Below are 13,240 nucleotides of genomic sequence, written 5' to 3' on the forward strand. Positions count from 1 at the left end.
TACATATGATTTTAAAAAGAGCTATGGCAGCACAAATAATAGAGGAATTAAAGAAACAGAATAAAAAAGTAGTTTTTACAAATGGGTGTTTTGACATTTTACATGTGGGTCATTTAACATATTTAAATGAGGCTAAAAGACAGGGGGATATTCTTGTTGTTGGAGTAAATTCAGACGCATCTGTAAAAAGATTAAAGGGCGAAAGTAGACCAATTAATAGTGAAGTAGATAGATCTGAAATGCTTTGTGGCTTAAAAGCTGTGGATTATACAGTTATATTTGAAGAGGATACTCCTTGTGAGTTATTAGATGAATTAAAACCTTCAATTCATGTAAAAGGAGGAGATTACACAAAGGATGATCTTCCAGAAACAAAAATTGTAGAAAAAAATGGTGGAGAAGTTAGAATTTTAGGATTTGTAGAGGGAAAATCTACAACAAATATAGTTAATAAGATACAAGGATAGGTGAATTATGAAGAGAATATTAACATTTGATCAAATCAATGTTTTAGCTAAAAAACTAGCTGATTACGTTTCACCAAATACAGTAGTAGCTTTAATTGGTGACTTAGGAACAGGGAAAACAACTTTTACAAAAACTTTTGCAAAAGCATTTGGAATAGAGGATAATTTGAAAAGTCCTACATTTAACTATGTTTTAGAGTATTTAGATGGAAGATTACCTCTTTATCATTTTGACGTGTATAGACTGGGAAGCCCAGAAGAGATTTATGAAATAGGTTATGAAGATTATATAAATAACGATGGAGTGGCCCTTATAGAGTGGGCAAATATAATCGAAAGCGAGCTGCCTAAAAAATATATAAAAATAGAGTTTGAATATGCTTTAGATAAAGAAGATCAAGAGGTTAGAAGTGTTAATTTAGAATATATAGGAGATAAAAATAAAGAGGAGGAGATGTTAAAATATGTTGATTTTAGCAATTGATACATCTACAAATATAGGAACAGTAGCTATATATGATAATAAAAAAGGTGTCGTAGGAGAGATAACTTTAAATGTTAAACAGAACCACTCAGCGATAACAATGACAACAATAGATACCCTGTTTAATTTAACTGGAATAGATAAAAAAGAGATTGATAAAATTGCTGTAAGTATAGGTCCAGGTTCGTTTACTGGAATAAGAATTGGAGTTGGACTAGCTAAAGGACTAGCATATGCTTTAAAAAAACCAATTGCAGGAATAAACGAATTGGATATGCTTGCCAATATCTATAGTGGAGATAAAAAAGTTATAGCAATGTTGGATGCAAGAAAGGAAAGAGTTTTCTCTGGAGTATATAAGAAAAAGAATGGTGCCTTCACGTTAGATGGAGAATATATGGCTGAAGAGCTAGAGAATATATTGAAGGGTGTGAATGAGGAAACGGTATTTGTTGGAGATGGAGCTTTTGTGTATGAAGATATAATAAAAGAAAGATTGGGAGATAAATGTATATTTATTAAAAAATCTTTAAATATATCTAGAGCTTCTTTATTGGCTGAATTAGCTGAAGCTAAAGAGGATAATCTATTCACTCTTGAGCCATACTATGTAACAAAATCTCAAGCGGAAAGAGAAAAAGAAGGTAAATAAAAATCGAGGTGGGCTTATGAATTCTTTTAAATTAAGAGATGGAATCTATTGGGTTGGAGCATTAAATCCAGATCTGAAAGTGTTTGATGTAATTATGGAAACTGAATTTGGAACAACGTATAACTCCTTCTTAGTTAAGGGAAGCGAGAAAATAGCAGTTTTTGAAACTGTAAAGGAAGGGAAGTTTCAAGAGTTTTTAGAAAGATTGAAGACATGCTTAGATGATGTCAGTAAAATTGATTATATTGTATTAAACCATACTGAACCAGACCATACAGGTTCTGTTGGCAAGCTATTAGACTTAGCACCAAATGCTAAAGTTGTTGGATCAAAAAATACAATCGAATTTTTAGGGGGGATATTGAATAAAGACTTCCCACATATAGTCGTAGGTCAAGATGATACGTTATCTTTAGGAAATAAAACTTTAAAATTTATATCGGCACCATTTTTACATTGGCCAGATTCTATATATACGTATATAGAGGAAGATAAGCTTTTAGTGACGTGTGACTCTTTTGGTTCACATTTTAGCTTTGATGGAATTTTATTATCAAAAATTCCAGTTGAAAGACAAAAAGATTATATGGTTGCTTTAAGATATTATTATATGTGTATATTTTCACCCTTTAGAAAATATATGTTAGAGGGAATTGAAAAAATTAAAGATTTAAAGATAGATATGATACTTCCAGGGCATGGACCTATTTTGGATATTGATATAGATAAAATTATACAGACATATAAAAGTTGGTCTACAGTTAAAAATCCAAACGAATTTAAAAGCATCATAATTCCATATGCAACAGCTTATGGATATACGAGAGAGTTAGCTCAAGAGATTGAAAAAGGTATAAAAGATTATAACTCTACAATAGAGGTAAAAAGTTATGACTTAGATATAGCGAATTTTGGAAAACTAGAAGGAGAGATTCTAAGAGAGTTTCAATGGGCAGATGGGATATTATTTGGGAGTTGTACGATAAATGGAGATACATTACCAGTAATTTGGAACTTATTGACAACATTAAATCCAATCGTTCATGGAGGAAAATATGTTTCAGCATTTGGAAGCTATGGATGGAGTGGAGAAGCGGTTCCTAATATAATATCGAGATTAAAAGAGTTAAGAATGCATGTTATAGATGGAATGAAAGTTAATTTTAGAGCTTCGAGAAAAGAGTTGGATGCTGCATTTGAATTTGGAAAAGAGTTTGCAAAACATATGTGCTTAAAAACTCTTCCAGAAAAGGTGGTGGATACAGTTATGGAGAACTTAAACCCAGATAGAAAATTAATGAGATGGACATGTAGTGTTTGTGGAGAGTCATATGTCCAAATTGATTCACCAGAGATTTGTCCAGCATGTGGAGTTGGAAGTGAGTATTTTGTACCATCATCACTGGAAGAAAAAATAGAAAAAAATGATGTTGAAGAAAAAATAGTTATAATAGGTGGAGGAGTTGCAGCCTTATCTACTGCTCAGATAATTAGAGAAAGAAATGATAGAGCAAAAATACTTATTTTGTCTAAAGAAAGTGAGTATCCATATTACAGAACACTACTATCTGAGATGATAGGGGAGGATATTTCTAGAGAAAATTTTTTAGTAAAATCAGAAGAGTGGTATAAAGAAAAGAAAATTGAAGTTTCCTTAGAGACAACGGTTGAAAATATTGATTCTAAAAATAAAATTCTTAATATTAAAGGTGGACAAGATATATCATATGACAAACTTGTAATAGCTACAGGAGCAAGAGCAATGGTTCCTAGTATTGGAAACTCCAACTTAGATGGTATATTTACTGTTAGAAGTAAAGAGGACGTAGATGCAATTAAAAACTATAGCATAGGAAAGAAAAAAGCTGTTGTAATAGGTGGAGGAGTTTTAGGATTAGAATCGGCATGTGGACTTCAAAAGTTAGGACTAGAAGTATCGGTTGTTGAAATGATGCAAAGAATGCTTCCGAGACAACTTGATGAAGAGGGGTCAAAAATATTTGAAACATGTATTGAGAATAGTAATATAAAACTTTACAAAAATTCTAAGGCAGAAAAATTTGATGGAACTCAGAGAGTAGAGGGAATTCATTTGGATAGTGGAGAAGTAATTGAAGCTGATATTGTTATAATTAGTTCAGGAATAATTCCAAATAAAGAGCTAGCAGAAAAGGCTAACATAGTTGTCAATAGAGGGATAGTTATCAATGAAAAAATGGAAACCTCTATAAAAGATATATATGCGTGTGGAGATGTAGCTGAATATAAAGGGAATGTAATTGGACTGTGGCAAATCTCTTCAGATCAAGGAAAGATAGCAGGTCTTAACACTATTGGAATTGATGAAAAATATGAAGAAAAAATCCAACCAGTTACATTTGAAGGAATGGGAACAAAAATATTCTCAGTAGGTGGTGTTTTAGAAACTCAAGATTCTATTTGTGAAAGGGACTACGACGCTTTAATCTATAAAAAATTAAACTTTAAAAATAATGAATTATCCTCTGGAATACTAATTGGAGATACAGAAAAAGGTATAGTTATAATAAAAGGATTAAAAGATAAAGAAAAAAAAGGAAATCTATTAAAAAAGTTCTATAAGTAGGTAGTAAATTAAAATTGACAAAAATACTTGTCTATGTTAAAGTACAAATATATTTAAAGGAATATTTTCCATAGTAAGGAGGAAAGAATGGGAAAGGTTTTAAGTTTAAATAATTCAAATTTTAAAAGTGAAGTAATTGAAACAAAAGGATTAGTATTAGTTGACTTCTGGGCTGATTGGTGTGGACCTTGTAAAATGTTAGCTCCAATTTTAGAGGAACTTTCAGGAGAGGCTGAAGCAAAGATTTGTAAAGTAAATGTAGATGAAAGTGGAGACTTAGCAGGAGATTACGGAATTAGAAGTATTCCAACAATGATAATATTCAAAGATGGAGTTAAAGTTGATCAAATCGTTGGGTTAAGACAAAAATCAGAGCTTTTAGAAAAATTGAATTCTTATTAAAATAATAAATAAAAAGGTTGCTACTGGCAACCTTTTTTGTTTTATGGTATAATTGAAATTAACATAAAATGGGAAAATGGGAGGGCCAATGAAAAGTAAAATCTATTTAATTTTAGCTTTAATGGTTGTTGCTATAACCAGTTTAAAAGCGCAAACAGAAAAGATTGATAATTTACAAAACGAAGTTGAGATAGACTTGAATTCAGATACGATGACTTCAACAGATGGAGTAAATGTAAGATATGGATCTTTAAAGTTAAAAGCTTTTGAAGTTAAAGTTGACAGAGAAAAAAATAGAGCTTATATTCCAGGAGAGTTCTATCTAGAAGCAGATGAGCCTACAGGAAAATTGAGAATGGACTCACTAAATGGAGAGTTTGATACAGAGGGAAAAACTGGAAGTTTTGGTAAAAGCTTTGGATATCTTGAAGTTGGTCAAGTGACAGGAGCAGAGAAACCAAATGATAGAATTTATTTTGGTGGAAATAAAACTGAATACTTAAATGGAAAAACTTATTTAAGAGAAGCCTGGTTTACAACAGACCCTAAAATTCTTGTAAATAGAAATCCAGAAGAGGTAGGGTATCATTTACAATCTGACACAATAGTAATTGAACCAGATAAGCAGGTAACCTTTAGAAATACAAATCTTTTCATAGGAGATACAGACATAATCCCATTTTCATTGCCGTGGTATAGATTTAATATAAGACAAGGATCAGAAGTTCCTTTATTTCCAAGTTGGGGAAATGATGATGATTATGGATGGTACATTACATCAGGAGTTTTATGGGGAGATAAAGATAGCAAATTTAAAGGTGGTATAGCACCAAAATTTGGAGATAGAATAGGACTTTTAATAGGTCGAATGGAAAATTGGTATGATTTTGGAACTTATGGAAAAGGACAGTTAAATATCAATGATTGGTTAATAGATAAAAAAGCTGATGGAAATGATGTAGAAAGAAATTTTAATAGATGGGATTTCAATTACAACCATAACTATTCTGGTGAATACGGATTTTTAAATTTAAACTATAAAAATGCCACATACAATATGATTCCAACCCTAGATGATGCAATTGATAAGTATTTTTATCGACAAAAAGAAGGGGATACTTGGAAGTATATCGATGGAGTTCCAGATAAAGGTGGAAGCTTAGGATTTTATACACTAAATACAGAGCTAACAAATTTAGGAGAGGAAAAAGACATCACCATTAAAGCTGATGTTAATCTTGTTTCTGATAAAAAAGTATATGGAGTAATAGTTGCAGATCAGTTAGATGATATGGACTATGGATCGTCAGCAGATTATGATTTAACAAGTGATGTATCTATAAAGAAAGAGAATGATAGATACTCAGTGGGAGCATACTATAACTATCTTTATGATATGGATCCAGGATCTACAAAACAGGATTTACAGTCAAGAGCAGAAAACTTTGGATTTAATTTTAATGATAAAGTAAATAAAATTAATATATCTTATGACGATAAAACAGGAAATAGATTCAGGGAGCTAAACTCTTGGGAAAGAGATCCTAACTTTAGTAAGCTAGATAATCAAGGTTTTTATGGAATAAAATTTGATTATACTCCGTGGACAGTAGAGCAATATAGTATATATGATAGTAAGGATTTAAAAACTTCTCTAGGGGAGTATTATTTATATAAAAATATATTTTATAAAGTTGGCTATGACTATACTGAGTTTGAGCATAAACTAAATCTTCAAAGTGATCCATTTAGAGAAACTGCTATGTATTGGAAAGATAAAAAAAATGGAATAAAACTAGATAACGCTACCAATAACTATAGGGATACACAATACAATAGATACGAAAATATAATCTACAATAGAACTATAGAAAATAGAGGTTACATAGATTTTATGTATGACAACTTCAAATTAACTGTTGCTGGTGGTAACACTAAAGAGGAGATATGGGATAGAGAAGGAATCTATACCTATAGTGATTTTAATAATCCGTGGGACAGAAATGCTTACAGAGTTTATATGAATGAATCAGATTTTTACGAAGTGGGATTATCTAATGAAAAGCTTTCGTTAGGGTCACTAGGAAATTTAGAACTGTATGGAAACCTTAGATTTGATCAATATGACAAAGGTTATGTTGATAAAGAGATTTCAACAGAGGATAAATCGACTAGAGTTAGAGCTGGATTTGCTCATGATATAACTCTGCTTGATAATAGTGATAATAGAGAGAGAGTAACAGACCTAGCTTTAAATAATAGGTTAACATATATGTATCAGGATTATTCTTATGACTCAGATTCAAAAATGACGAGTGATAGAAGAATGTATCACAAAGAGAATGTAAGCGAAGTATCAGATACATTAATATTTGATTTAGGAAATACTCAAACAATCTATACAATAGATTATAAAGATATAAAAAGAGCTAGTAATGATGATAAAAAAGGCGAAGTTTTAAATCAAAAGTTAGACTTTTTAATAGATGATGAAAATAGTTTTGGTTTAGAATATGGTTTAGATAAAAGATTTACAGACTACAATACAAAAAAAGAAAACCATAATGATTTAACTTTTGAAAACTATGGTGCTAACTATAGATATGCAAATAACTATTTCTATTATAAAAATCGTAGAATAGATTCAAGCATATGGGAAATAGAAAGTATAGATCCTAACAAAAATGTAAATAATGCTGAGGAAAAAATTAGAGAAGATGTATATGGTTATACTTATGATTTTGGAAAAAATAAGTTAAATCTCGAGTATATTCAAGGTAAAGATGAAAGAGATGAGTCAGGAGCAAAAGTAATCAATACTAAAAATAAAACTTATTCAGTTTCATATTTAGTAGGTGGAGATGTAGAGCATCTGTATAGAGCTAGTTATGAAGATTATAAAAATGCTGGAGATTGGAATACATCACTATCTAATTATAATTCAGATGTAGTTTATTTAGCTTATACATATAAAGATAAGAGATTTACAGATGCAGAGTTAGTTTCATATGCTTCTTCAGAGTATAAGAAAACTCCAGACCAATTATCACAAGTTGAAATAGATAGAATTAGACAAGTTCTTGAAGATAGAGAAAACTCTAGAGCTAGAACATTTAATTTAAATAGAATAATTGATGATAGAACATATTTTGGAGATTACAAAAGAGGTTTCCATACATCTCTTATGATGCAGAGAAATGATAAGAGATATGAAATGACTGGTGATTATTTAAAGTCACTAGAAGAGTTAGAAGGAAGATTGTTCTATTCATATAATAGAATAGGAGTAGGTTACATCTATAATCAAAAATCTAACTATACAAACTATGGGGTATCAGATGAGAAAAAATTAGATTGGAGAGATTCAGAAAGAGAGCATGAGTTTAGCTTACATGCAAAAGTAGGAAAACCAAGTGAAGGTTGGAGAACAAAAGCATACGTTAAATTTTATGATCAACTTGCAGGATCAACTGATGATAATGGAAGAAGCACATTTGATGGCTTTGGTGTCGAGATAGGAAAAGAGTTCGGATACTATGAGTGGGCAGTAGCTTATGAAAGAGATTACTCATATAGAACTAAAGATTATGAGTGGAGTATGGCTATCCAATTTAAACTATTGACATTCCCAACAAGTAATATATTTGGATTAGGTGCAACAACTGATCAAAATAAAAAGACAACTCCAGACACATATCTATTTAATGGAATTAAAATAGATGATCTAGAGGATTAATATATTTATAGAAGAAAAGGAGAAAAACATGAAAGTAATATTACCAAGTGGAGATATAAAAGAGTTTGAAAACAGTGTAAATATGTTTGAAATTGCAAAGTCAATTAGTAACTCTTTAGCTAAGAAGGCTGTTGGAGCAAAAGTAGATGGGAAGGAAGTTGATATGAGCTATGTACTAGATAGAGATGCTCATGTTGAAATAATAACTCCTGAAACTGAAGATGGAGAAGAGATAATAAAGCACTCAACTGCACACCTATTGGCACAAGCAGTTACAAGACTTTTCCCAGGAACTAAAGTAGCAATAGGTCCAGCAATAGAGAATGGATTCTACTATGATTTTGATCCTGAGAATCAATTTACAGATGAAGATTTAGAAAAAATTGAAGCTGAAATGAAGAAAATTACAAAAGAAAATATAAAAGTTGAAAGAATAGAGATGACTAGAGATGAGGCTGTAGAGCACTTTAAGAATCTTGGGGAAACTTATAAAGTAGAAATCATTGAAAGTATTCCAGCTAATGAGATGTTAACATTTTATAAGCAAGGAGATTTCATAGATTTATGTAGAGGGCCACATGTACCTTCAACATCATATTTAAAAGCTTTTAAATTAAAGTCAGTGGCTGGAGCTTACTGGAGAGGAGATTCTAATAACAAAATGTTACAAAGAATCTATGGATTTGCATTTGCAACTGAGCCTCAATTAAAAGCACATCTAAAGTTTCTAGAAGAAGCTGAGAAAAGAGATCACAGAAAGCTAGGAAGAGAGTTAGAGTTATTCTTTACAAGTGATTTCGGACCAGGGTTCCCATTCTTCTTACCAAACGGAATGAAGATGAGAAATGTTTTAACAGATTTATGGAGAAGAGAGCATGAAAAAGCTGGATATGAAATGATCCAAACTCCAATAATGTTAAATAAAGAGTTATGGGAAACTTCAGGACACTGGATGAATTATAGAGAAAATATGTATACATCTGAAATTGATGAAACAGAGTTTGCTATAAAACCAATGAACTGTCCAGGTGGAGTTTTAGTATATAAGCATGGGATGCATTCATATAAAGATTTACCAATAAGAGCGGGAGAGTTAGGAATTGTTCATAGACATGAGTTTTCAGGAGCTCTTCATGGATTAATGAGAGTAAGAAACTTTACTCAAGACGATGCTCACATCTTTATGACTCCTGAGCAGATAGAAGATGAGATTATAGGAGTAGTAAACTTAATAGATAAGTTCTATAGAGGATTATTTGGATTTGAGTATGCGATTGAGTTATCAACAAGACCTGAAAAAGCTATCGGAGCTCAGGAGATTTGGGATAAAGCTGAATCTGCATTAGAGGGAGCTTTAAAGAGATTAGGAAGAGATTATAAATTAAATCCAGGAGATGGAGCATTCTACGGACCGAAATTAGACTTTAAAATTAAAGATGCTATAGGAAGAACTTGGCAGTGTGGAACTATTCAACTAGACTTTAACTTACCAGAGAGATTTGATATCTCTTATGTTGGAGAAGACGGAGAAAAGCATAGACCAGTAATGATTCATAGAGTTGTTTATGGATCTTTAGAAAGATTTATGGGAATCTTAATAGAGCATTATGCAGGGGCGTTCCCAACTTGGTTAGCACCTTGTCAAGTTAAAGTATTAACTATAAATGATGAAGTTGCTCCTTATGCACAAGAAGTTGTGGATATGCTAAAAGATGCTGGAATAAGAGCAGAGATAGATACAAGAGCTGAATCTATTGGATATAAAATTAGAGAAGCTAATGGAAGATATAAAGTTCCAGTTCAATTAATAATTGGAAAAAATGAAGTAGAGAATAGAGAAGTAAATGTAAGAAGATTTGGTTCTCAAAATCAAGAATCTATGTCATTAGAAAACTTTATAGGTATGATAAAAGAGGAAGCAGCACCAAAATTTAACGACTAATATTTTAGAGATTGTATTATAATTAATACAATCTCTTTTTTATCTTATAGAATTGATTTTATTTTAAAACTATGATAAAATTAAGAGTAAAATAAATATAAATCCATAATATTATGGTAGATGTTCGGAAACCTCCATCTAAAAAAAACTAGGCTTAAAGTATTAAAATACAAGGGAGATTTATACCCTTTTTTTAAATTTGAGCAGGAGTTTCCTGCTCTTTTTTTATTTAAAAATAAAGTTAGGAGAAGAAAATGGGAATTAGATACAGTAAGATAGAAAATAAAAATAAAAGAGAGATTGTTTTATTAAAAAGTTTTCCATGTAAATATGGGAAGTGTAAGTTTTGTAATTATATAGAGGATAATTCAACGGATGAATTGGAGATAGATAAGGTTAATTTGGAAACTTTACAAGAGGTTACAGGAGAGTTTGGAGCTTTAGAAGTAATAAACTCAGGGTCAGTGTTTGAGCTACCTACGAAAACATTAGAAAGAATTAGGGAAGTTGTTTTTGATAAAAATATAAAATTGCTATACTTTGAAATTTATTATGGATATAAAAATAGATTAGATGAAATTAGAGAGTTTTTCAAAGGTATAGATATAAGATTTAGAATGGGAATGGAAACATTTGATAATGATTTTAGAATAAACTCGTATGGAAAAAACTTCAAAATAGACACACCAGAAATTGAAGAGTTAAGTGAAAAATTATATTCAGTTTGTCTATTAATTTGTGTAAAAGGTCAAACAAAAGAGATGATAAAAAAAGATATTGAACTTGGATTAAAGTACTTTAAAAGTATAACTGTAAATATATTTATAAATAATGGAACTGAAGTTGAAAGAGATGAAGAACTTGTAAAATGGTTTGTAGAAAATTATGGTCAATTACAAGATGATTCAAGAGTAGAACTATTGATTGATAATAAAGATTTAGGAGTTTTTGAACAATAATTTTTTAAGGAGATAGTTATGAGAAATGAAATTTTATGGGTAGTAATGCTTTTTGTTAATTTTTTTAGCATAATTTTTATATATAAGAAATTTGGAAAGTTAGGGCTTTTTATTTGGGTTCCAATAAGTAGTATATTAGCAAATATTCAGGTAGTACTTTTGGTAAATCTTTTTGGATTTGAAACAACTTTGGGAAATATAATGTATGCAGGTGGATTTTTAGTGACAGATATTCTATCTGAAAATTATGGTGAAGAGGAAGCAAAAAGTGCTGTTAAATTAGGGTTTGTAAGTATGATTGTAACAGCAGTAATAATGAAAATAGCGGTATCATTTGTTCCAAGTACAGTTCAAGCTGGAGCAGAAAATTTTAAAAGTTTAAAAATGATATTTGATTTTATGCCTAGAATACTTTTTGCAGGATTGGTTGCATATGGAGTTTCACAAAGACATGATGTTTGGGCTTATAAGTTTTGGAAAAATAGATTTCCAGCTAAAAAGCATATTTGGATAAGAAATAATTTTAGCACCTTAGTAAGTCAATTGATTGATAATCTAATTTTCACAACAATTGCTTTTGCAGGGATTTATCCAGTTGAAGTTTTAGTAGAAATATTTATAGTAACTTATGTTATGAAAGTTATAGTAGCTACAATGGATACACCATTTGTTTATTTAGCCAGTTACTTAAAAGAAAATAAAAGTGTGACAGAAAAGATAATTATCTAGTGTTGAGGATTCTCAACACTTTTTTTATTTTAAAATAGTATTGAAAAAAAAGGATATCCATACTAAAATAAGTAAAATAACTAAAAATGTATATAGGAGGAGTTATGAAAGTAGTAGTGGCTATAGATTCGTTTAAAGGAAGTTTAAGCTCTTTTGAACTTGGACAAGCGATAGAAGTTGGAGTAAAAAGAGTATATCCAGAGGCTCAAGTAATAAAGGTACCAATTGCTGACGGAGGAGAGGGAACAGTAAGCTCTTTAGTTGAAGGAACAAAAGGTAAATTTGTAACAGTAGCAGTAAATAATCCTCTTATGGAAAAAATTGAAGCTAGATATGGGATAATGGGAGATGGAAAAACTGCGGTAATTGAGATGGCAGAAGCATCAGGATTGCCATTAATACCAGTGGAAAAAAGAAATCCTATGAAGACAACTACTTATGGGACAGGAGAGTTAATAAAAGATGCAGTATTAAAAGGGTGTCGTGAATTTATAGTTGGAATAGGTGGAAGTGCTACAAATGACGCAGGTCTTGGTATGTTACAAGCTTTAGGATATAAATTTCTAGATGAAAACAAAAAAGAATTAGGATTTGGAGGAGAGATTCTATCTAAGGTAAAATATATAGATTCAACAGAAAGATTACCTGAATTAAAAGATTGTAAGTTTTTAGTAGCTTGTGATGTTGATAACCCTTTCTATGGTCCAAAAGGTGCTGCAGAGATTTATTCAAGACAAAAGGGTGCCACTGAGGATATGGTACAGGAACTAGATAAGGGATTGAAGGATTTATCAGAGGTAATAAAAAAAGAGTTACATATAGATATTTCTAATCTTTCAGGAGCTGGTGCTGCAGGAGGTTTAGGAGGAGGTTTAGTAGCTTTCTTAAATGGTAAGTTGTCTCCAGGAATAGATATGATATTAGAGAAAGTAGGTTTAGAAAAAGAGTTGTTAGAGTGTGATTTTGTTATAACAGGAGAAGGTAGACTAGATCATCAGACAGCTATGGGAAAAGCTCCCGTAGGAGTTGCAAAGATAGCTAAAAAATTTGATATTCCTGTAATAGCATTAGCAGGAGGAGTAACAGATGATGCAGTACAAACTCATGAAAAAGGAATAGATAGCTTCTTTTCAATAATAAATTATCCAATAACATTGGAAGAGGCTATGAAAAAAGAGACAGCTGAAAAGTTTGTAAAAGGAAATACTGAGGAGATATTTAGATTGATAAAAGTTTGTGAGAAAAAATACTCAAAATAAAATAG

10 protein-coding genes are annotated in these 13,240 nt (G+C 30.9%); all 10 read left to right on the plus strand.

Annotation, left to right across the window (positions count from 1 at the left end):
- Window positions 1-5 precede the first annotated feature (5 nt).
- On the plus strand, window positions 6-467 hold the full coding sequence (gene rfaE2, locus ACRC8M_RS12285; protein WP_438529400.1) for a D-glycero-beta-D-manno-heptose 1-phosphate adenylyltransferase: 462 nt from the start codon (window positions 6-8) through the stop codon (window positions 465-467).
- Window positions 468-474: 7 nt separating this feature from the next.
- Window positions 475-951, plus strand: a complete 477-nt coding sequence (gene tsaE / locus ACRC8M_RS12290; protein ID WP_438529401.1) for a tRNA (adenosine(37)-N6)-threonylcarbamoyltransferase complex ATPase subunit type 1 TsaE — start codon at window positions 475-477, stop codon at window positions 949-951.
- Window positions 932-1,603: a tRNA (adenosine(37)-N6)-threonylcarbamoyltransferase complex dimerization subunit type 1 TsaB gene (tsaB, locus tag ACRC8M_RS12295; RefSeq protein ID WP_438529402.1), complete on the plus strand. Its 672-nt coding sequence runs from the start codon at window positions 932-934 to the stop codon at window positions 1,601-1,603. The genes tsaE and tsaB overlap by 20 nt, the downstream gene beginning before the upstream one ends.
- Window positions 1,604-1,619: 16 nt before the next feature.
- Window positions 1,620-4,208 carry an FAD-dependent oxidoreductase gene (locus ACRC8M_RS12300; RefSeq protein WP_438529403.1) on the plus strand — a complete coding sequence of 863 codons (2,589 nt, stop codon included), beginning with the start codon at window positions 1,620-1,622 and terminating at the stop codon, window positions 4,206-4,208.
- 87 nt (window positions 4,209-4,295) lie between these two features.
- Entirely contained in the window at window positions 4,296-4,610 is a 315-nt protein-coding gene (gene trxA, locus ACRC8M_RS12305) for a thioredoxin (protein WP_438529404.1), read from the plus strand.
- Window positions 4,611-4,698: 88 nt separating this feature from the next.
- Entirely contained in the window at window positions 4,699-8,346 is a 3,648-nt protein-coding gene (locus tag ACRC8M_RS12310; RefSeq protein ID WP_438529405.1) for a hypothetical protein, read from the plus strand.
- Window positions 8,347-8,374: 28 nt separating this feature from the next.
- Window positions 8,375-10,288, plus strand: a complete 1,914-nt coding sequence (thrS, locus tag ACRC8M_RS12315) for a threonine--tRNA ligase (RefSeq protein WP_438529406.1) — start codon at window positions 8,375-8,377, stop codon at window positions 10,286-10,288.
- Window positions 10,289-10,542: 254 nt separating this feature from the next.
- Entirely contained in the window at window positions 10,543-11,247 is a 705-nt protein-coding gene (locus ACRC8M_RS12320) for a radical SAM protein (RefSeq protein WP_438529407.1), read from the plus strand.
- A gap of 18 nt (window positions 11,248-11,265) precedes the next feature.
- Window positions 11,266-11,976, plus strand: coding sequence for a queuosine precursor transporter (locus ACRC8M_RS12325; protein ID WP_438529408.1), 711 nt, complete (start codon window positions 11,266-11,268; stop codon window positions 11,974-11,976).
- A gap of 104 nt (window positions 11,977-12,080) precedes the next feature.
- A complete protein-coding gene (locus ACRC8M_RS12330) occupies window positions 12,081-13,235 on the plus strand; it encodes a glycerate kinase family protein (protein WP_438529409.1) in 1,155 nt (384 codons plus the stop codon).
- The last annotated feature ends 5 nt before the right edge of the window (window positions 13,236-13,240 follow it).

This window comes from Cetobacterium sp. (assembly GCF_051653945.1).
GTDB lineage: Bacteria > Fusobacteriota > Fusobacteriia > Fusobacteriales > Fusobacteriaceae > Cetobacterium_A.

Bases quoted from the DNA above. Each gene is read 5' to 3' on its own strand.
- rfaE2 (WP_438529400.1), top strand. From the start codon at position 6: ATGATTTTAAAAAGAGCTATGGCAGCACAAATAATAGAGGAATTAAAG.
- tsaE (WP_438529401.1), top strand. From the start codon at position 475: ATGAAGAGAATATTAACATTTGATCAAATCAATGTTTTAGCTAAAAAA.
- tsaB (WP_438529402.1), top strand. From the start codon at position 932: ATGTTGATTTTAGCAATTGATACATCTACAAATATAGGAACAGTAGCT.
- ACRC8M_RS12300 (WP_438529403.1), top strand. From the start codon at position 1,620: ATGAATTCTTTTAAATTAAGAGATGGAATCTATTGGGTTGGAGCATTA.
- trxA (WP_438529404.1), top strand. From the start codon at position 4,296: ATGGGAAAGGTTTTAAGTTTAAATAATTCAAATTTTAAAAGTGAAGTA.
- ACRC8M_RS12310 (WP_438529405.1), top strand. From the start codon at position 4,699: ATGAAAAGTAAAATCTATTTAATTTTAGCTTTAATGGTTGTTGCTATA.
- thrS (WP_438529406.1), top strand. From the start codon at position 8,375: ATGAAAGTAATATTACCAAGTGGAGATATAAAAGAGTTTGAAAACAGT.
- ACRC8M_RS12320 (WP_438529407.1), top strand. From the start codon at position 10,543: ATGGGAATTAGATACAGTAAGATAGAAAATAAAAATAAAAGAGAGATT.
- ACRC8M_RS12325 (WP_438529408.1), top strand. From the start codon at position 11,266: ATGAGAAATGAAATTTTATGGGTAGTAATGCTTTTTGTTAATTTTTTT.
- ACRC8M_RS12330 (WP_438529409.1), top strand. From the start codon at position 12,081: ATGAAAGTAGTAGTGGCTATAGATTCGTTTAAAGGAAGTTTAAGCTCT.